The sequence below is a fragment of the Paramesorhizobium deserti genome (genome assembly GCF_001558695.1).
GTDB classification, from domain to species: Bacteria; Pseudomonadota; Alphaproteobacteria; order Rhizobiales; family Rhizobiaceae; genus Paramesorhizobium; species Paramesorhizobium deserti.
On the sequence record NZ_LNTU01000039.1, the window covers coordinates 273,510 to 291,589 of the forward strand.

The 18,080-nt window shown below is 61.6% G+C and carries 19 protein-coding genes and 1 pseudogene; 10 read left to right on the plus strand and 10 right to left on the minus strand.

Annotation, left to right across the window (positions count from 1 at the left end):
- Positions 1–188 precede the first annotated feature (188 nt).
- Positions 189–458 carry a CopG family ribbon-helix-helix protein gene (locus ATN84_RS23835; protein ID WP_068884989.1) on the plus strand — a complete coding sequence of 90 codons (270 nt, stop codon included), beginning with the start codon at positions 189–191 and terminating at the stop codon, positions 456–458.
- Positions 458–733, plus strand: a complete 276-nt coding sequence (locus tag ATN84_RS23840; RefSeq protein ID WP_068884990.1) for a type II toxin-antitoxin system RelE/ParE family toxin — start codon at positions 458–460, stop codon at positions 731–733. Before ATN84_RS23835 ends, ATN84_RS23840 begins: the two co-directional genes overlap by 1 nt.
- An 11-nt stretch (positions 734–744) precedes the next feature.
- Here ATN84_RS23840 and ATN84_RS23845 read toward each other — a convergent pair whose 3' ends face one another.
- The 6 genes from ATN84_RS23845 to ATN84_RS23870 form a co-directional block, all read right to left on the minus strand.
- Positions 745–1,830, minus strand: coding sequence for an ABC transporter ATP-binding protein (locus ATN84_RS23845; protein WP_068884991.1), 1,086 nt, complete (start codon positions 1,828–1,830; stop codon positions 745–747).
- A 5-nt stretch (positions 1,831–1,835) separates the two neighbouring features.
- Entirely contained in the window at positions 1,836–2,669 is an 834-nt protein-coding gene (locus ATN84_RS23850) for a carbohydrate ABC transporter permease (RefSeq protein ID WP_068884992.1), read from the minus strand.
- A gap of 4 nt (positions 2,670–2,673) precedes the next feature.
- The gene (locus ATN84_RS23855) at positions 2,674–3,603 is read right to left on the minus strand and encodes a carbohydrate ABC transporter permease (protein ID WP_068884993.1); all 930 of its coding nucleotides are present in this window, start codon (positions 3,601–3,603) and stop codon (positions 2,674–2,676) included.
- Between the two features lie 202 nt (positions 3,604–3,805).
- Positions 3,806–5,059 (minus strand): ABC transporter substrate-binding protein, encoded by a 1,254-nt coding sequence (locus ATN84_RS23860; protein ID WP_068884994.1) that lies wholly within the window; start codon positions 5,057–5,059, stop codon positions 3,806–3,808.
- A 39-nt stretch (positions 5,060–5,098) separates the two neighbouring features.
- Entirely contained in the window at positions 5,099–6,265 is a 1,167-nt protein-coding gene (locus ATN84_RS23865; RefSeq protein ID WP_068884995.1) for a PLP-dependent transferase, read from the minus strand.
- Positions 6,262–6,981 carry a FadR/GntR family transcriptional regulator gene (locus ATN84_RS23870; protein ID WP_068884996.1) on the minus strand — a complete coding sequence of 240 codons (720 nt, stop codon included), beginning with the start codon at positions 6,979–6,981 and terminating at the stop codon, positions 6,262–6,264. The genes ATN84_RS23865 and ATN84_RS23870 overlap by 4 nt, the downstream gene beginning before the upstream one ends.
- 159 nt (positions 6,982–7,140) lie before the next feature.
- On the opposite strand from ATN84_RS23870, the pseudogene ATN84_RS23875 reads away from it, so the two are divergent.
- Both ATN84_RS23875 and ATN84_RS23880 read left to right on the plus strand, forming a co-directional pair.
- Positions 7,141–7,390, plus strand: a pseudogene (locus tag ATN84_RS23875) (type II toxin-antitoxin system ParD family antitoxin).
- Positions 7,391–7,795: 405 nt separating this feature from the next.
- On the plus strand, positions 7,796–8,215 hold the full coding sequence (locus tag ATN84_RS23880; protein ID WP_068884997.1) for a YciI family protein: 420 nt from the start codon (positions 7,796–7,798) through the stop codon (positions 8,213–8,215).
- 101 nt (positions 8,216–8,316) lie between these two features.
- On the opposite strand, the gene ATN84_RS23885 is transcribed toward ATN84_RS23880, so the two are convergent.
- The 4 genes from ATN84_RS23885 to ATN84_RS23900 form a co-directional block, all read right to left on the minus strand.
- Positions 8,317–8,691, minus strand: a complete 375-nt coding sequence (locus ATN84_RS23885) for a helix-turn-helix domain-containing protein (RefSeq protein WP_068884998.1) — start codon at positions 8,689–8,691, stop codon at positions 8,317–8,319.
- Positions 8,692–9,078: 387 nt separating this feature from the next.
- Complete coding sequence (locus ATN84_RS23890; protein ID WP_068884999.1) at positions 9,079–10,458, minus strand: aspartate aminotransferase family protein; 1,380 nt, start codon at positions 10,456–10,458, stop codon at positions 9,079–9,081.
- Between the two features lie 24 nt (positions 10,459–10,482).
- Positions 10,483–11,976, minus strand: coding sequence for an NAD-dependent succinate-semialdehyde dehydrogenase (locus tag ATN84_RS23895; protein ID WP_068885000.1), 1,494 nt, complete (start codon positions 11,974–11,976; stop codon positions 10,483–10,485).
- Positions 11,977–12,098: 122 nt separating this feature from the next.
- Positions 12,099–12,590, minus strand: a complete 492-nt coding sequence (locus ATN84_RS23900; protein WP_068885001.1) for an Lrp/AsnC family transcriptional regulator — start codon at positions 12,588–12,590, stop codon at positions 12,099–12,101.
- A gap of 85 nt (positions 12,591–12,675) precedes the next feature.
- On the opposite strand from ATN84_RS23900, the gene ehuR reads away from it, so the two are divergent.
- The 6 genes from ehuR to eutA all read left to right on the plus strand — a co-directional run bounded on the left by ehuR (position 12,676) and on the right by eutA (position 18,077).
- Positions 12,676–14,061 carry a MocR-like ectoine utilization transcription factor EhuR gene (gene ehuR / locus ATN84_RS23905; RefSeq protein WP_068885002.1) on the plus strand — a complete coding sequence of 462 codons (1,386 nt, stop codon included), beginning with the start codon at positions 12,676–12,678 and terminating at the stop codon, positions 14,059–14,061.
- Between the two features lie 124 nt (positions 14,062–14,185).
- A complete protein-coding gene (gene ehuA / locus ATN84_RS23910; protein WP_068885003.1) occupies positions 14,186–14,983 on the plus strand; it encodes an ectoine/hydroxyectoine ABC transporter ATP-binding protein EhuA in 798 nt (265 codons plus the stop codon).
- A 46-nt stretch (positions 14,984–15,029) separates the two neighbouring features.
- Positions 15,030–15,881, plus strand: coding sequence for an ectoine/hydroxyectoine ABC transporter substrate-binding protein EhuB (gene ehuB, locus ATN84_RS23915; protein WP_068885004.1), 852 nt, complete (start codon positions 15,030–15,032; stop codon positions 15,879–15,881).
- A gap of 80 nt (positions 15,882–15,961) precedes the next feature.
- Complete coding sequence (gene ehuC, locus ATN84_RS23920) at positions 15,962–16,621, plus strand: ectoine/hydroxyectoine ABC transporter permease subunit EhuC (protein ID WP_068885005.1); 660 nt, start codon at positions 15,962–15,964, stop codon at positions 16,619–16,621.
- 9 nt (positions 16,622–16,630) lie between these two features.
- Positions 16,631–17,287, plus strand: a complete 657-nt coding sequence (gene ehuD / locus ATN84_RS23925; protein ID WP_068885006.1) for an ectoine/hydroxyectoine ABC transporter permease subunit EhuD — start codon at positions 16,631–16,633, stop codon at positions 17,285–17,287.
- Positions 17,288–17,297: 10 nt separating this feature from the next.
- Positions 17,298–18,077, plus strand: a complete 780-nt coding sequence (gene eutA, locus ATN84_RS23930; protein WP_068885007.1) for an ectoine utilization protein EutA — start codon at positions 17,298–17,300, stop codon at positions 18,075–18,077.
- Positions 18,078–18,080 lie beyond the last annotated feature (3 nt).

An 18,080-nucleotide genomic window follows, 5' to 3' on the forward strand; every position in this document is an offset into this window, starting at 1 on the left:
CATGCCGCAGGTCATGTGTTTTCGCAATGCAATATTGCTAAAACAATTTGCAAATTTCGTTATGCATAATTTTTGTGCTACTTGCAATTTTGAATGGCTTCCCTTTAGGATTCAAAAACGCCATTCGCTTGACCGATTTCGATTTAATCACCATGATTAGAAGTAAATCAAAATCGAAGGCCCGATCGATGGCACAGACAGGAACCAAGGTTCTGACCGCCCATATCCCGCTTCCGCTGGCCGATAAGGTCGATCAGATGGCTGAACGGCTGGAGCGCTCACGCGGCTGGATCATGAAGCAGGCGCTGTCGGCCTGGCTTGCACAGGAGGAAGAGCGGGAACGACTAACCCGCGAGGCCCTCGCCGATGTGGATTCTAGCAATGTCATCGATCAGCAGGCCGTACAAGCCTGGGCGGATAGCCTGAGCACCGACGACCCGCTCCCGCTGCCTCGCTGATGGAGCTGAAATGGACCAGCAAGGCGCTCTCCGATCTGGCACGCCTATACGACTTCCTGGCTCCTGTGAACAAACCGGCTGCTGCTCGCGTCGTGCAGGCACTGACAAAAGCCCCGGCCGTCCTATTGGCCAACCCGCGCATTGGCGAACAGCTCTTCGAGTTCCAGCCGCGTGAGGTCAGGCGGCTGCTCGTCGGCCATTACGAGATGCGTTACGAAATTCAGGGGATGACCGTCTACGTGCTCCGGCTGTGGCACACCCGAGAGAACCGCTGAAACGGCTTGAGCTATGGCGCCTTTCCGGCTTCGATACGGGCGCCATTCTCGTCAAAGACATGCAGGCGGTCGGGTGCGAAGCGAATATCGACCGCCGCTCCGCTCGCGGGCGCCTGGCGTTCGAGCGAAAAGGCCTTGATATGCACGCCATCGAGCCGCAGATGCAGGATCGTGCCGAAGCCGGTCGGCTCGACGAGTTCCACCACCGCCGGGATACCCCTACCATTTTCGCCCACGATGACATGCTCCGGACGGATGCCGATGGTGATGCGGGCGCCCTCGGCAACGGGATAGGCCCGCGCAAGCCGGATGGTGGTTCCGTCGCCAAGCACCGCCTCCGCCGCATCACCTGCGTGGCGGTAGCGCGCCTCGAAAACATTCATCGCCGGCGATCCGATGAAGCCCGCGACGAAGAGATTGGCCGGCCGGTCATAGAGATCGAGCGGGCTTCCCACCTGCTGGATGACGCCGCCATTCATCGCAACGATCCGGTCGGCGAGCGTCATTGCCTCGATCTGGTCATGGGTGACATAGACGGAGGTAGCGCCCAGTTCCTTGTGCAGTTTCTTGATTTCGGCGCGCATGTGCTCGCGCAGGCGTGCATCGAGATTGGACAAGGGCTCATCGAAAAGGAACGCCTTGGGCTGGCGCACGATGGCGCGGCCCATGGCCACACGCTGGCGCTGGCCGCCGGAAAGCGCGCGCGGGCGGCGCTGCATGAACGGTTCGAGACCGAGCTTGCCGGCCGCCCCGTTCACCGCGCCCGCGATCTTCTCCTTCGCGGCTTTGCGCAGGCGCAGACTGTAGCTCATATTGTCCTTGACCGACATGTGCGGATAAAGCGCATATGACTGGAACACCATGGCGATGTCGCGGTCCTTTGGGTCGAGATCGTTGACCCGGCGTCCATCGATGCGGATGGTGCCCGATGTCACCTCCTCGAGCCCAGCGATCATGCGCAGCAGCGTCGATTTTCCACAGCCGGAAGGGCCGACGAGAACGACAAACTCGCCATCGGCGATATCGAGATCGACGCCATGAAGCACGTGGAAATCGCCATAGGCCTTGCGGATATCTTCGATATGGATGGATGCCATGGAAGTCAGCCTTTTACTGCGCCAGCGGTGAGGCCCTGCACGAGATAGCGCTGGATGAGAAGGAAGAAGAGACAGGCCGGGATGAGCGCCAAGACGCCCGCGGCCATCATCTGACCAAAATCGACCGAAAATTTCGAGACGAAGGACAACAGCCCCACCGGGAACGTCGCCGCCTGATTGCCGGAGATCAGCATCAGCGCGAAGAGCAACTCGCTCCATGCCGCGGTGAAGACGAAGCCGAGCGTCGCCGCGATGCCGGGCAAGGTCAGCGGCAGGATGATCTGCCGGAAAGCCATGAAGCGCGTCGCGCCGTCGATCATCGCCGCCTCCTCCAGATCCTTCGGGATGCCGTCGAAGAAGGACTGCATCAGGAAGGTCGCGAACGGCACGTTGAAGGCGACATAGACGATGATGAGCCCCGTCAGGCTGTTGGTGAGCCCCAGCGGCGACAGCATCTTGAAAATCGGCGCCACCAGCATGACCAGCGGGAACATCTGCGTCAAAAGCATGAGCGCCACGATCCAGTACTTCGCCCTGAAGGTGAAGCGCGACAGCGCATAACCGGCAAGGGACGCAAGGATCGTCACGATGATGGCGGTTCCGCCAGAGACGATGACGCTGTTCTTGAAAAACCTGGGAAAATCACTGTGAACGAGAACGAAGCTGAAATGCTGGAAGGTGGTGCTCGACGGCCAGAGCCTCACGCCTTCCGAATAGAGAAGCTCGTTCGGCGTGACCGACACTTTCAGAAGCCAGAACAGGGGAAAAAGCGCGACGACGATATAGGCGAGGATCGCCAGCCGGTGCGCTATTGTGAGCCCAAGGCGTTTCTTTCGCATCAGTTTAGCCCCTCCTCAGCATGGCTTGGCGCAGAAGCACGATCAGCATGGAATAGACGAGCAGCAGGATAAGGAGGACCAGTGCGATCGCCGAGGCATAGCCGAAATCGAGCCTGCGGAAGGCCTGTGTGAAGATGTAGCTCGCCACGATCTGCGTGCGGTCGGCGGGGCCGCCATTGGTCATGACGATAATGAGATCGGCGAAATTCGATATCCAGACCGTGCGCAGGAGAATGGTGATCGCCATGGTCGGCGCGAGGAACGGCAGCGTGATCGAGAGGAAGCGCTGGAAGCCGTTGGCGCCGTCGATCGCGGCGGCCTCGTAGAGATCGCGCGGGATCGCCTGCAGGGCGGCGAGCATGGTGATGGCGAAGAACGGAATGCCCCACCAGACATTGGCAATGATCGGCCCCCACATGGCAAGGTTCGGATCGGAAAGAATGTTCGACGGTTCACCCATCAGGCCGAGGGCGGTGAGCCAATGCGGGATCGGCCCGACCACCGGGTTGAACAGCCAGGCCCAGTTGAGGCCGGAAAGAAAGCTCGGCACCGCCCAGGGCAGGAAGACGAGCGCCTGCGCCAACCCCCGCCCCCGGAACGGCTTGTCGAGCAGCAATGCCAGGATCAGCCCCAGGACGAATTGCAGGAAGACGGAGGCGCCGGTCCACCACAACGTATTCTTCAAGGCGCCGAGAAAGGCGCGGTCCTTGGCGAGCGCCTGGAAATGCTCGAGCCCGACGAAGCCGCCTGAGAACGGGTTCAACAGGCGGATATCGCGGAAGGCATAGGAAATGCCGAGGACCAGCGGCACCAGCATCACCGCCACGATCAGGATGACGGCGGGGGCGGTGTAGAGATAGGGTTCGAGAACACGCCCCAGCCGGTCGAGCACCGGCCGGTGCTCCGGGTGTGCGTGTGCAACGGTCACGCTCATGAAATCATCTTGCCTTTTCCACAAACACGTCTCTCTCCTTGGGACCACCGCGTATGGCGCCAAGGCCCCTCATCCGACCCTTCGGGCCACCTTCTCCCCGAGTGGAGAAGAGGGTGCAAACAGCGCTACTGCATCTCCTCTCCCCCTTGGGGAGAGGTGGTGAGCGCAGCGAACCGGTGAGGGGGCGGCTGCGAGCGCGGAATTACTTCGCCAGGAACTTCTTCTGTGCCGCCGTCATGTAGTCGGCCCACTCCTTGGCCAGATCCTCCGGCGTGATCTCGCCGAGCATCGCCTGTTGGCTGGTCTTGATGACGAGCGAATCCTTGAAGAAAGCGAATTCTTCCAGATAGGTCGGCATCACGGTCGGCACCGCGTTCGGGTCGGCGAGTTCCTCGAACCAGCCTTTGAACTGCTCGCCGGCATAGAACGGATCCTTCTCTGCGGAGGTATGAACCGGCAGCGCGCCCGTCCGCTTGTTCCACTCGATATTGCCTTCCGGACCTTCGAGCGTTGCGATCAGCTTCCAGGCGAGATCCTTGTGCTCGCTTGAGGCAAACATCGACCAGCCGGCGTAGCCGATCGTCGGGAAGGCCTTGCCCGCCGGGCCTTTCGGCATCGGCACGACGCCGTAATCCTCAGGCTTCATGCGCTGTGCGATTGCGATCAGCGCGTCGGGGTCCTGGTCAAGCATGGCGCAGGTGCCGGAATAAAAGCCCGCGACGATTTCGTTGAAGCCCCAATTGACACTGTCTTTCGGCGCGTAGCCGTTCTTGTAGAGATCGACCATCCAGGTCAGGCCCTTGACCCAGCCCGGATCGGCAAAGGTAGAGGTGCCGTCCGACTTGAAGAACTCGTTTGATCCCGCATTGGCCGCGCCGAACATCACCCAACCGTTGAGGCCGCCCGGACCGCCGCGCATGCAATAGCCTGATTTGCCCGGCAACGCAGAAACCTTCTTCGCGACCTCGACGAATTCATCGAGCGTCTTCGGCGGCTCGGAAACGCCTGCCTCGGCGAAGAGCTTCTTGTTATAGAAAAGCGCGCGCAGATAGAAGCCGTAAGGCAGCATATAGGCCTTGTCTTCGACCGCGCGGCCCAGCTCCAGCGCACGGCTGGTCAGGCCGGACGTATGTTCCCATTTTTCCAGATAGGGTTCGAGGTTTTCCAGAGCACCGTTGTTGGCGTAGAGCGACAGCCAGGTGTCGGGCATTTCCATGACATCCGGCGTTTCGCCCGCCGAAACCATGGTGGCGAACTTTTCGAAAGCCTCGCCCCAGGGCAGCGAGATGATCTCGACCGTCGTGCCGGGATTGGCCTCCTCGAACTTGGCAACGAGGCTCTTCAGCGTCTCGGTGCGCTCGGGGCTGGTGATGACCTCCACCAGCTTGAGGTTTTCGGCATAGGCAGCGCCCGACATGAGCACTGTCGCCAGCATTGCGGTTATGAGCTTCTTCATTGTCGTACTCCCCTTTTTATGATTGATGTTTGCTACTGGTTACAAGGCAGCCGCTATCGCTCCTTCGAGATCGCTCCACAGCATGTCAGCCCCTTCCAGACCGACATGGAGGCGGATCGACCGCGGGCTGATGCCGAAATCGACGGCGGAATTGGGCTGTGCGGCCTGCGCAAGGACGATGCGGCCCGGAACGATCAGGCTCTCATGCCCGCCCCAGCTCACACCGAGCTGAAACAGCGACAACGCATTGGTGAAGGCGGGTATATCGGCGCCTTCCCTGAAAATGAAAGAAAACAGGCCAGACGTTCCGGAAAGGCCCGGCGGCAGCTGGTTGCCGAGGCCGGGATGGCAGACCGTCTCCACCGCATCATGATCCGCCAGACGGCGGGCGATGGAGAGTGCTGCCGCCTCATGCGCCTTCATGCGCATCGGCAAGGTGCGCAGGCCCCGGATCAGGAGCCAGGCATCGAAGGGTGAAAGCTTGCCGCCGAGATAGGGATAGGCGATGCTTCTGATCTTCTGGATAAGCTCCCTCGATCCGGTGACGACGCCCGCGACCACATCGCTATGGCCACCAAGATATTTCGATGCGGAATGGACCACCAGGTCGGCGCCGAGCGCCAGCGGCTGCTGGAAGATCGGGCTCGCCCAGCTGTTGTCGATAACGCTCGTCACACCATGCCGGCGGGCGAGCGCGGCCAGGGCGCCGACATCATGGGCTTCCATCACCCAGCTCGTCGGGCTTTCCATATAGAAGAGCTTCGCGCCCGGCAACGCCTTCGCTACCGCCTCCTCGTCGAGACCATCCACATAGGCGACGTCGATACGGTAGCGCTTGAGAAGCGTGCCGAAGAGCCGATAGGCGTCGGGATAACAATGTTTCACGCAGACGATGCGATCGCCGGGCTCAACGAAGGAAAGCACGGTCGAGGAAATCGCCGCCATGCCACTGGCGAAACCGAGCGCATCCTCGCCGCCTTCGAGCTTCGCAAGCATTTCTTCGAAATGCCTGACCGTAGGGTTCAGCCCGCGCGTATAGGTTGGACGCACCTTCTCACCGCGATAGGTCGCCTCCATCTCGGCATAGGACGAGAAGGTGAAAAGTGAGGTCTGAACGATGGGCGGCACCACGGCCTCGAAGGCATTGCCTTCGTCATGGGCGACGATAAGGGAGGCCTGATCGATGATATCGACGCCGCTTTTCATTTCGCCATGTCCTTGATGTCTTCCTCAACGACCTGCAGGATCGCTAATGTCTTTTCGCGCGCTCGGGCGGGGTCGCCGGCGGCGATCGCATCGTAGAGCTGGCGGTGAAAGGGGAAGGAGCGGCGGGCGAAATCCGGCCGATCGAAAGGCCGGTCCCAGAACCGCTCGAACGCCTCGCGCATCTGCTCCAGCAATTGCGGGAACAGCGAATTATGCGTGGCGTCATAGATCGCCAGGTGAAAGGCCAGATCCTCGCGGCTCGAAGAGCCTTTCACGTTGTGGGCGTATTCCATCTCGTTCAGCCGCGCCTCGATGGTTGCCAAATCTTCCGGGGTCCGCCGGATGGCGGCGAGCGCGCCGGCTTCGGCCTCGAGCCCGCGACGGACGTCAAGCGTCTTGAGGAGCGCATCGCGCAGATGCATGGCATCGATCGACAGCGGCATATGCACCGTGCCGGCGGAAACGGCGCGCAAGAGATATGTTCCGCTGCCCTTGCGGGATTCGACGACGCCCAGCGCCTGAAACTGACGGATGACTTCGCGCACCGTCGAGCGGCCGACGGCAAGGGCCTGCATAAGCTCGCGCTCGGCCGGCAGGCGATCGCCCGCCTTGAGCTTCGAGCGTTCGATATAATCGGCAAGCGCCTTGAGCACGGCGCGCGTGCGGTCCGCCGGCGGCAATGGCTGCAGATCAGGCCTGGTGTTGCCGATATTCATGCTGTCCAGCCTCGTCCCCACTTGCTCCCGAACCGCCGAAATTGGTCTGACATCTGATAGATTGCATGGGGGAGAGGCAGGCGTCAAGCGAGGTCTTACAGCATCAATTCTTTGACAAACTTTGCCAATATATGTCATAATTGTTCAAAAGGAGGTCGCATGGCGACGATGAACATATCCTTGCCCGATCTCATGAAAGATTGGGTCGAGACACAGACCAAAACAGGCCGGTATGCCAATGCGAGCGATTATGTGCGCGACTTGATCAGAAGAGATCAGGAACGGAACGACAAGATTGCAGCAATGCAGCGCCTTGTTGACGAAGGACTGGAGAGCGGCGGGCAGCCGGTCGAAGGATGAGCTTTTTGCGGCGGCCTTGGCTAGAGCCGCTAAGCCACGTGGCCACTGAGAGCGGGCTTTCGCCTTTCTCTTCACGCCGAAGACGATATTATCGCTATTGCCGAGGAAGGTGTGCGCCTATCATGTTGATCATGTCGGCGATATATTCGTCGTCCGCGTGCGCCACGGACAAGAGGATTGGGCGGGCGATGTCCAAACCAGCCGCCCGCTTGTCCTTGAGCAGTGATCATTAGCTGCATTGCTTCAGAAAGCTCACTCTCGCCAAGCTCTCGTTGAACGTTCGATGGCACGCGGTTGAGCGCCTCAAGTCGCTCGACCATATCCCGGACTCGCTACTGCACGCTACACTCTCCTTTCGCGCAAAAAGTTTCGGGCCGATGTCGGTTCGGCCCAACTTCGTTCGTCATTTAGGCATGGAGCCTGCAAGGCTGCCTCAAACAAAGGAGACAAGACAATGCGTGTAATGGTTCTGGTGAAGGCGACGAAGGACAGTGAAGCGGGCGCGATGCCCTCCGAGGAGCTGCTCGAAGCCATGGGCAAATACAATGAAGAGCTGATCAATGCCGGCATCATGCTGGCAGGCGAGGGACTGAAGCCGTCTTCAAACGGCAAGCGCATAGCCTTTGACGGCTCGAGCCGCGCTGTTATCGACGGGCCGTTCGCAGCGACCAGCGAGCTGGTCGCAGGATTCTGGCTCTGGCAGGTCAAGGATATGGCCGAGGCGGTGGAGTGGGCCAAACGCTGCCCCAATCCAATGCCCGGTCCGAGCGAGCTCGAAATCCGCCCGGTGTTCGAGCTCGAGGACTTCGGCGAAAGCGAAGCCGTGGAACATCACCGCAAGCTCGGTGAGAAGATCACAGAGAATAAAATCTGAACGGTCCCACTGCGGCAGATGCAATCCATCACCGACTGCGGGCGTTGGCAATGCCTGCAGTCGGCGCATTATTCATCAGGAACGGACGAATAGGGATTTCTTCAGAAAACCCGCTCGCTCTCGCCAGGTTCGACCTTGCCGTTAAGCACTTCAAGCTGCCCGACCAGATCCTGGACCCGCTGCTGCGCCGACGCGGCATCCGCCATTGCAACGCGCAGGTCCCGCAGAAGAGAGTGGAGCTGCAGCGTATCGAGCTTGATCGGATTGTCTTCCGACGGGCCAGGCCCCTTCCCCACCAGCAACCATGATGGGCTGACGCCCAGAATGCCCGCCATCATTGGAACCCGGTTGGCGCGTGGCGCGGCGCTGTCGGTTTCCCAGGCTCTCCAGCTCGATGTCTTGACGCCGAGCCGGCGCGCAGCCTGTGCGATCGAGAGCTGCATCGCCTCGCGGGCCAGCGAAATACGGCCCCCCATTGTATCCTGTGCGAATTCATTATCGGGATGATGATCGAAAATCGCTCTATCCTCCTGTCTCGCCTGAGTGTTGTCCTGAACCTTCCGCAAAGCATGGGACGAGCGCCTGGCCTTTAACGGAAGCTCTACCCGAAACGGTAGAAACGGATGGCGCGCGAGAAGCGCATCGCACCATCTCCGGCAAGCCACTGGCTTGCCCGATGCCCCGCCGACTATACGCGGCTATTGTGAAAATTCTGCCACGGCGATGCCGGGCGAAGAAAACAGGCACAACTCCAAGTACCGGCTATTCCCTGTTGGGGTCAACCCCTGGAGAGGTATTAAGAAGAAGCCGGGTCCCTTTCGAGGCCCGGCCCATCAGATTTTCTATCGTTATTTGCCGGTGTGTCAGGCGCGCGGCAGCACCGTCTCGACGGCGTCGAGCGTGGCGGAAACCACCGTATCCGCCTCCTCACGCGTCAGGCAAAGCGGCGGCGCGAAGCCCAGGATATCGCCCTGCGGCATCGCTCGACCGATGACGCCGCGCTCCGCCAGCGCCGTTGCGATCCTGGGGCCTGTCTTCAGCGTTGGGTCGAAGAACACCCGATCGTCCTTGTCGGCGACGAATTCCACCGCCGCCATCATGCCGTCGCCGCGCACTTCGCCTACATTGGGATGGTCCGCCAGCGCGTTGCTGAGGCTCCGCCGGAAATAGGCGCCGGTCTCGCCGGCATTGCGGACGAGGTCGAGCTTGTCGATCAGTTCGAGATTGGCGATGCCCGCCGCAGCACAGATCGGATGCGCCGAATAGGTCCAGCCATGGCCGAGGGGGCCGAGTTCGTCCGACCCCTTGACCAGCACCTGCCAGACCTTGTCGGAGACGATGGTACCCGAAAGCGGCGCATAGGCCGAGGTCAGCCCCTTGGCGATGGTGATCAGGTCAGGCTTGATACCGTAATGGTCCGAGCCGAACATCGTGCCGAGACGGCCGAAACCGGTTACGACCTCATCGGCGACGAGCAGAATGTCGTATTTCTTCAGGACGGCCTGGATCTTCTCCCAATAACCGGCCGGCGGCGGCACGATACCGCCCGTGCCGAGAATCGGCTCGCCAATGAAGGCTGCGACGGTTTCCGGGCCCTCGGCCAGGATCATCTCCTCCAGCCTGTCGGCGCAATATTGCGAGAACTGCTCTTCGCTCATCGAGCGATCCGGCCGGCGGAAATAATAGGGCGCTTCGGTGTGCAGGATCGGCGCGCGCGGCAGATCGAACGCATTGTGGAAGAGCTCGAGGCCGGTGAGGCTGCCGGTCATGACGCCGGAGCCGTGATAGCCGCGCCAGCGCGAGATGATCTTCTTCTTCTCCGGACGTCCGAGAATGTTGTTGTAATACCAGATGAGCTTGATGTTGGTCTCGTTGGCATCCGATCCCGACAGGCCGAAATAGACGCGGCTCATGCCCTCCGGCGCGCGGTCGATGATCATCTTCGCAAGCGTGATGGAGGCGTCCGTGCCGTGCCCGACATAGGCATGGTAATAGGCGAGGTTTTTCGCCTGCTCGGCGATCGCTTCGGCGATTTCCTGCCGGCCATAGCCGACATTGACGCAATAGAGGCCGGCGAATGCATCGAGGCTCCGGCGACCGGCGCTGTCGGTGATATGGACGCCCTCGCCATCGCGGATCACGCGCGTCGGCGTTTCACCACGCGCATGCATGCCCATGTGGGTCGACGGGTGGAAGAAATGATCGCGATCCCAGGCGGTGAGTTCGTTCGAGCGGTCAAGCATGTCGATTTCCTGTCAGTTCGTATTTCAGTTCAGGTCGAGGCAGAGATATTTGAGTTCGGTGAAGGCTTCGATGCCGTGGCGCGAACCCTCGCGCCCGAGGCCGGACTGTTTGACGCCGCCGAACGGAATGGGCGCGCCGGTGATCTTGACCCGGTTGAAGGCCACCATGCCGTATTCGAGCGCCCGTCCAAGCCGCAACATGCGGGCACCGTCCCTGGTGACGACATAGGCGACAAGGCCATATTCGGTATCATTGGCACGAACGACGACCTCTTCCTCGGTCTCGAATGACGTCACGGCCGCTACCGGCCCGAAGGTTTCCTCGCGCATGACCAGCGCATCATCAGGAACATCGGTCAGAAGCGTCGGACGATAGAAGAGCGGCCCGGCCTCGTGGCGGCCACCGCCGGTGAGACAGCGAGAGCCGCGCTTCAGCGCATCCTCCACCTGCTCCTCCACCTTGCGGACGGCGCGCTCGTGCATCAGCGGGCCGATCTCCGCGTCGCTTTCCAGACCCGGCGCGACCTTCAGCGCCGCAATCTTCTCGGCAAAAGCCTTGCAGAAGGCGTCATAGACCGGCCGCTCCACATAGATGCGGTTGGCGGCGAGGCAATCCTGACCGGAGGTGGCGAATTTCGCGCCGATGGCGATATCGACGGCGCGCTCCACATCCGCATCGGCAAAGACGATCAGCGGTGCGTGGCCGCCGAGTTCCATAACGAGGCTCTTGACCGTCGGCGCGCATTGCGCCGCGATCAGCCGGCCGATCTCGGTCGACCCGGTGAAGCTCATGGCGCGGACGCGGGCGTCTTCACAGAGGCGCCCGACGATCGTCGCGGCATCACCAGTGACGATGTTGAACACCCCGGCGGGAATGCCCGCCCGGTCGGCCAGTTCCGCAAGCGCCAGCGCCGACAGCGGCGTTTCGGAGGAGGGATGGGCGACGATGGTGCAGCCCGCGGCAAGGGCGGCAGCCGCCTTGCGCGTCAGCATGGCGGACGGAAAATTCCACGGCGTGACCACACCGACCACACCCACCGCCTCGCGGCGGACCATCATCTCGGCATCGGCCAGATGGCTGGTGACGCTTTCCACATTAAGCCGCTTCGCCTCTTCCGCGTACCACTCGATGAAAGAGGCGGCATAGTCGATTTCACCCCGCGATTCGGCGAGCGGCTTGCCCTGTTCCAGCGTCATGATCAGCGCCAGATCTTCCTTCGCCGTCAAAATCAGATCGTGCCAGCGGCAAAGCCTGGCGCTGCGCTCGCGCGGCGGAAGATCGCGCCAGCCAGGGAACGCCCTGGCGGCGGCATCGATGGCCTGATCGGTCTGCTCCACTCCAAGCCGCGCAACCCAGGCAATGGCCGCACCCGTCGCCGGGTCGCGCACCTCGAAGGTCTGGCCTGCCTGCCCTGCTGTCCAGTGCCCATCGATATAGGCCAGTTCGCGCAGCATGCGGCGATCGGTCAGGCGGTCGATATCAGGATGACGGTCCGGACGTGCGAAATGAGCGGACATGAAAGCTCTCCCAGGCTTGTTGGTCAGGCAAATCCTGACAGGAATTCTGGGAGAAAGAGGCTGTTTACAGTGCGACTTGAGGAGAAATCGTCTCGATTTCGCGCGTTTTGCAGAAAGATGGACTAGGCCTGAGGCGACACGAGATCGGCGACGGGCAGGACCGCATCGTCCTTGACCGTCCTCGTCACGATATAGGTGAAATAGCGGTCGATGCCGATCTCCCGCTCCAGGAGGTCGTCGATCAGCCGCTGATAGGCGTCGATATCGCGGGCCACGACCTTCAGGATATAATCGACGCCGCCGCCGACCGACCAGCAGGCCACCACCTCCGGAATGGTCTTCACCGCACGTTCGAATCGGTCGAAATCCGCCTGCCGGTGCGCGCCCAGCGTCACCTCCACCAGGACGGTCGCCACCGGAGAGACGAGACGCAGCGCGACACGGGCATGATAGCCGGTGATGATGCCCGCCTTCTCCAGCCGCCGCAGCCGCGTCCAGCAGGGCGTCGGCGAAAGCCCCACCCGTTCGGCGAGCGCCAGCTTGGTGATACGGCCGTCGCGCTGGATTTCGTCAAGGATGCGGATATCGATCGGATCGAGTTTCAGAGAAGCCATTTCATGTCCATCGTGAGAGCCTGACAAACATGACGCTGTCATTTTTCGATTGTCAATTGCACTGACTTCGATCACTTATGAAATCATGACAATATGGCGACCCGATCCCACCACCCTGCGCCGGCCGGCCTATCTCTCGCTTGCCGACCAGATTGCTCATGCCATCTCGGAAGGGAAGCTCGAAGGCGGCGCGCGCCTGCCCCCTCACCGGCGGATGGCCTATGAGCTGGATCTGTCCGTGCAGACGGTGAGCCGCGCCTATGAGGAACTGATCCGCCGCGGCCTGCTCTCCGGCGAGACCGGACGCGGCACCTTCGTGCGTCCGCAGCGGCGCGAGCCGGATCCGCCCTATCTGCCCGAGCGGCTTGGCGAGGTCATCGATCTGTCGATCCTGAAGCCGGTCTGCGAGACAATGCATCTGGACCTGATGAAGAAGGCGCTTGCCCGGCTGGCGGAAACGCTGCCCCCCAGCGCCGCCCTCTCCTTCCGCCCGAATGTGGTGTTTCCCCGCCATCGGGCCATGGCGGTCGAATGGCTGAAGGTCTGCGGGCTTGACGCGCCCGCCGCGAATATAAGCCTCACCAATGGCGCGACGGCGGCGATGACGGTGGCGCTGATGAGCGCCGCCCCTCCCGGCTCGACGGTCGCGACCGAAGCAATCGGCCATCACACGCTGACGCCGCTCGCCTCCTATCTCGGCCTGACGCTGCAGGGACTTGCCATCGATCAGGAAGGCATCTTGCCCGATGCGCTCGATTCCTGCTGCCGGAACACCGGCATTCGTGCGGTCTTCATCCAGCCTTCGGCGATCAGTCCTACGGCGACGTTGATGGGCGCCGAGCGCCGGGAGGCAATCGCGGAAGTGGCGCGGCAGCACGACATCGCGATCATCGAGAGCGATATTCTCGGCGCCCTCGTCGAGAACCGTCCTCCACCGGTCGCGGCCTTCGCGCCCGAGCGGACCTTCTATTTCACCAGCTTCACCAAGACGGTCGTCCCCGGCCTGCGCATCGGCTATCTCGTGGCGCCGGACCGCTATGTCGCCGCGGTGGCCAACCGGCATCTGGTGTCGAACTGGATGGCGACGCCGATGGTGGCGGAAATCGCGACCCGCTGGGTTGCCGACGGCACCGCACTGGAACTGGTCGATTGGCAAAGGGAGGCCTTGCGCAAGCGCCACCAGATCGCCGCGCAGATGCTGCCCGACATCCCGTTCCTCTCCCACCCGCAGAGCCTGCATATCTGGCTGCCCCTCAGCGGCGAACGCACCGAGGAAACTTTTGTCTCGCATGCGCGCCTGCAGGGCGTGGCTATAGCGCCGGGCGCCTCCTTCCGCATCTCGCCGGATGAGAAAGGCCGCGCCGTCCGCATCTCGCTCGGCTCCACGACCGAGGAAGAGCTGCGCACCGGCCTCGGGGTCGTCGCCAATCTGTTGCGTGGAGATCCCGAACATCTGCTGCTCGCCATTTGAGCAATCAGGCCGTTTTGTCATCACACTGACTTTAAATTGTCATGATTTGATTTTTGGAATTGACATGATTTGCTGAGTGCCCCATCGTCTGCGCAAAAGCTGTCTCAATCAGGGGGAGACACGCATGGCATCTGCCAATGCAGCACCGATCATCGAGATTAACGGCATCAGCAAGAGTTTCGGCTCGTTCAAGGTGCTCGACGGATTGTCGTTCAAGGTCGCGCCCCGCGAAAAGCTGGCGCTGATCGGGCCGTCGGGCTCGGGCAAGACGACGATCCTGCGCATCCTCATGACGCTGGAGGGCATCGACAGCGGCGATATCCTTGTTGAAGGCGAAAACCTCTACAGCATGCCCAAGAATGGCCGCATGCTGCCGGCCGACGAGCGGCATCTGCACAAGATGCGCACCAAGATCGGCATGGTCTTCCAGCTTTTCAACCTGTTTCCGCATATGAGCGTGATCGATAATGTGACGCTCGCGCCGATCCTGACCAAGGGCGTCAAACGCGCCGATGCCGAGCGCCATGCCATGGAACTGCTCGATATGGTCGGCCTCGCCGACAAGGCGAAGGCGATGCCGGCGCAGCTCTCAGGCGGCCAGAAACAGCGCGTGGCGATCGCTCGCGCGCTGGCGCTCAGCCCCAGGATCATGCTGTTCGACGAAGTCACCTCCGCTCTCGACCCCGAACTGGTCGAGGAGGTTCTCAACGTGTTGTGGCGGCTTTGCGAGGAGACCGACATGACCATGCTTCTCGTCACTCATGAGATGGGATTTGCTCATGATTTCGCCGATCGCATCCTGTTCTTCGACAGGGGGAAGATCGTCGAGGAGGGCAAGCCGGACGAGATTTTCCGTCATCCGAAGCAGGAAAGGACGCAGGCCTTCCTGAAGAAAATCATCGCGGCAGGACACCGCGTCTGAGCGACCCGTCCGCCGTGATTAGCGTAAAACCAAAGGAGCTGGGAACATGATCAACATCAATCGTCTGGGCGGTGCCGTCAGTGCCGCCGTGCTTTCATCCCTTCTTTTCGCCATACCGGCAAAGGCCGAGGACACGCTGGAGAAGCTGAAGGAACAGGGCTTCGCGCGCATCGCCATCGCCAATGAACCGCCATTCACCGCCGTCAATCCCGACGGCACCGTTTCGGGTGCGGGCCCCGATGTCGCCCGTGCCGTCTTCAAGAAGCTGGGCGTCAACGACGTGGTGGCCTCCATTTCCGAATATGGCGCGATGATCCCCGGCCTGCAGGCCGGCCGGCATGACGCGGTGACCGCCGGCCTCTTCATGAAGCCGGAGCGCTGCAACGCCGTCGCCTATTCCGAACCGATCCTCTGCGACGCCGAGGCATTCCTGGTAAAGAAGGGCAACCCGCAGGGCTTCAAGAGCTACGCCGATATCGCTAAGGATTCCTCGGCCACCATCGGCGCGCCGGGCGGCGGCACGGAAGAGCGTCTCTCGCTTGAAGCCGGCGTCCCGCGCGACCGCGTCATCGTCGTGCCGGACGGCCAGAGCGGATTGAAAATGCTGCAGGACGGTCGCATCGACGTCTATTCGCTGCCGGTCCTTTCGATCAACGATCTCGTCAAGAAGGCCAACGATCCGAACATCGAGGTGGTAGCCCCCGTCGTCGGCGCGCCGGTCTATTGCGATGGAGCGGCCTTCCGCAAGAACGACACCGCGCTGCGCGATGCCTTCGACAAGGAGCTGGCGGCGATGAAGCAGTCTGGCGAATTCGCCAAGATCATCGAGCCCTACGGCTTCTCGGCCGAGGCCGCGATGTCGACGACGCGCGAAAAGCTCTGCTCGGCATCGAACTGACCGCGCGCCATTCCCAACGCTCCAGCCTGCTCGCGGCTGGAGCCTTCTTTCTCAAGGTTTAGTAAAGAGGCGCGGTGCCTATGGGCCAGTGGGCCGGTTATCTGCAGCTTATCCTCGACGGCGCGCTTGTAACGATCAAGCTGACGCTGATGGGATCGGCTCTGGCGCTTGTGATGGCATTCATCGCAGGACTGGGAAGATTGTCGCGGTTTGCAGTCGTGCGCTGGCTTGCCACGGCCTATATCGAGTTCTTCCGCGGCACCTCCATTTTCGTGCAGCTCTTTTGGGCCTATTTCGTCCTGCCCTTGTTCGGCTTTTCGCTGACGCCGCTGCAGGCCGGTGTGCTGGCGCTCGGCCTCAATGTCGGCGCCTATGGCGCGGAGGTGGTGCGCGGTGCGGTCAAATCCATCGGCAAGGAACAGTATGAGGCATGCGTCGCGCTCAATTTCAACCGGTGGCAGACGCTTCGTTACATTATCCTGCCGCAAGCTTTCGTGCTGATGCTGCCGACATTCGGCAACAATGCGATCGAGCTGTTGAAGGGGTCCGCCGTTGTGTCGCTCATTTCGCTCGCCGACATGACGTTCCAGGCGCAGGTGGTGCGCGCGCAGACCGGCAACACGCTGTTTCCCTTCCTCACCATCCTCATTCTCTATTTCATCATCGCCAGCGTCATCTCCTTCGCCGTCCGCTGGCTGGAGCGCTACATGACGCGCGGCCTTGACGGCGTCAGGTCATAGGAGGCTACGATGGAATGGGATTGGGCCTTCGTCATGCAGATCCTTCCGACCCTCTTCGAGGGCGTGAAGATCACCATTCTCGCAACCCTGCTCGGCTCCATCGTGGCGGCGGCGCTCGGTCTCGTGATCGCCATTCTCCGGCGTTCGAAATACCGGCTCATCTCGATGCCGACAGGCTTCATCGCGGAGTTCATCCGCGGCACGCCGCTTCTGGTGCAGCTCTATTTCATTTTCTACGTGCTGCCCGACATGGGCATCACGCTGGCGCCGCTGGTGGCGGGCGTGATCGGCCTCGGGCTGCATTATGGCACCTATGCCGCCGAAGTCTATCGCGCCGGCATCGAGAATGTGGCGCGTGGCCAGTGGGAAGCCGCAAAGGCTTGCAACCTCACCGCCTTCCAGACCTGGACGCGGGTCATCCTGCCGCAGGCATTGCCGCCAATGATCCCGGCGCTCGCCAATTATTTCATCGCCATGTTCAAGGAAACGCCGCTGCTCTCCGCGATCACAGTGCTTGAACTGATGAACCAGGCGCGCAGCATCGCCAATTTCAACTACCGCTATATCGAGCCGATCACCCTCGTGGGCGCGTTCTTCCTGGCCATCAGCCTGATTTCAGTCATCGGGCTGCGCTGGCTCGAACGCCGCTATGGCCGGATCGGCTGAGGAGAGGATCATGGATGTTCCCGCCGCCATCCGGCGCACCGAAATGCCGCTCGACTATGACGACCGTCCGGTCGAAAAGCGCGTTGGCCTCATCATTCTGGCGACCGATCACACCACCGAGCCTGATTTTCGGAGAATGGTGGCGAGCGACCGCATCGCGCTCTACACCGCGCGCGTCGCCTACGCCAATCCGACAACGCCGGAAAACCTGCGGCGCATGCAGCCGGAACTCACTAGGGCGGCAAGGCTGATCCTGCCAGATGAGGAACTCGATGCCGTCTGCTATTCCTGCACATCGGCGTCGGTCGTCATCGGCGATCACGAGATCCAGTCGGCGATCCAGGCCGCGAAACCCGGCGTTCCCGTCATCACGCCGACGCTTGCCTCGGTCAAGGCGCTCTATGCCGTGGGCGCACGCCGCATCAGCATCCTTACGCCCTATACGATCGGCACCAGTGCGCCAATGGCCGATTACTTCATCACCAGCGGCTTCCATATCGCGCGCTTCACCTGCTTCGGCCTTGAGGACGACCGGCAGATGGCGCGCATCAGCCCAGCCTCGCTCATCGCGGCGGCCCGCGAGGCGATGTCCCCCGATGCTGATGCGCTGTTCATTTCCTGCACGGCGTTGAGGTCAGCAGGCGTTGCCGCCGAAATCGAACGTGCCATCGGCAAGCCCGTCATCACCAGCAATCTGGCGACGAGCTGGGCGACGTTGCGCATCTGCGGCGAGACCGTGCCGCAGCCGGAACTGGGCCGCTTGATGAGCCTGCCGATGGCTGCCTGGTGAGAC

What these genes read in the sequence shown, in the direction of transcription:
- ATN84_RS23835 (WP_068884989.1), top strand. Translation starts at nt 189, where the DNA reads ATGGCACAGACAGGAACCAAGGTTCTGACCGCCCATATCCCGCTTCCG.
- ATN84_RS23840 (WP_068884990.1), top strand. Translation starts at nt 458, where the DNA reads ATGGAGCTGAAATGGACCAGCAAGGCGCTCTCCGATCTGGCACGCCTA.
- ATN84_RS23845 (WP_068884991.1), bottom strand. Translation starts at nt 1,830, where the DNA reads ATGGCATCCATCCATATCGAAGATATCCGCAAGGCCTATGGCGATTTC.
- ATN84_RS23850 (WP_068884992.1), bottom strand. Translation starts at nt 2,669, where the DNA reads ATGCGAAAGAAACGCCTTGGGCTCACAATAGCGCACCGGCTGGCGATC.
- ATN84_RS23855 (WP_068884993.1), bottom strand. Translation starts at nt 3,603, where the DNA reads ATGAGCGTGACCGTTGCACACGCACACCCGGAGCACCGGCCGGTGCTC.
- ATN84_RS23860 (WP_068884994.1), bottom strand. Translation starts at nt 5,059, where the DNA reads ATGAAGAAGCTCATAACCGCAATGCTGGCGACAGTGCTCATGTCGGGC.
- ATN84_RS23865 (WP_068884995.1), bottom strand. Translation starts at nt 6,265, where the DNA reads ATGAAAAGCGGCGTCGATATCATCGATCAGGCCTCCCTTATCGTCGCC.
- ATN84_RS23870 (WP_068884996.1), bottom strand. Translation starts at nt 6,981, where the DNA reads ATGAATATCGGCAACACCAGGCCTGATCTGCAGCCATTGCCGCCGGCG.
- ATN84_RS23880 (WP_068884997.1), top strand. Translation starts at nt 7,796, where the DNA reads ATGCGTGTAATGGTTCTGGTGAAGGCGACGAAGGACAGTGAAGCGGGC.
- ATN84_RS23885 (WP_068884998.1), bottom strand. Translation starts at nt 8,691, where the DNA reads ATGGGGGGCCGTATTTCGCTGGCCCGCGAGGCGATGCAGCTCTCGATC.
- ATN84_RS23890 (WP_068884999.1), bottom strand. Translation starts at nt 10,458, where the DNA reads ATGCTTGACCGCTCGAACGAACTCACCGCCTGGGATCGCGATCATTTC.
- ATN84_RS23895 (WP_068885000.1), bottom strand. Translation starts at nt 11,976, where the DNA reads ATGTCCGCTCATTTCGCACGTCCGGACCGTCATCCTGATATCGACCGC.
- ATN84_RS23900 (WP_068885001.1), bottom strand. Translation starts at nt 12,590, where the DNA reads ATGGCTTCTCTGAAACTCGATCCGATCGATATCCGCATCCTTGACGAA.
- ehuR (WP_068885002.1), top strand. Translation starts at nt 12,676, where the DNA reads ATGACAATATGGCGACCCGATCCCACCACCCTGCGCCGGCCGGCCTAT.
- ehuA (WP_068885003.1), top strand. Translation starts at nt 14,186, where the DNA reads ATGGCATCTGCCAATGCAGCACCGATCATCGAGATTAACGGCATCAGC.
- ehuB (WP_068885004.1), top strand. Translation starts at nt 15,030, where the DNA reads ATGATCAACATCAATCGTCTGGGCGGTGCCGTCAGTGCCGCCGTGCTT.
- ehuC (WP_068885005.1), top strand. Translation starts at nt 15,962, where the DNA reads ATGGGCCAGTGGGCCGGTTATCTGCAGCTTATCCTCGACGGCGCGCTT.
- ehuD (WP_068885006.1), top strand. Translation starts at nt 16,631, where the DNA reads ATGGAATGGGATTGGGCCTTCGTCATGCAGATCCTTCCGACCCTCTTC.
- eutA (WP_068885007.1), top strand. Translation starts at nt 17,298, where the DNA reads ATGGATGTTCCCGCCGCCATCCGGCGCACCGAAATGCCGCTCGACTAT.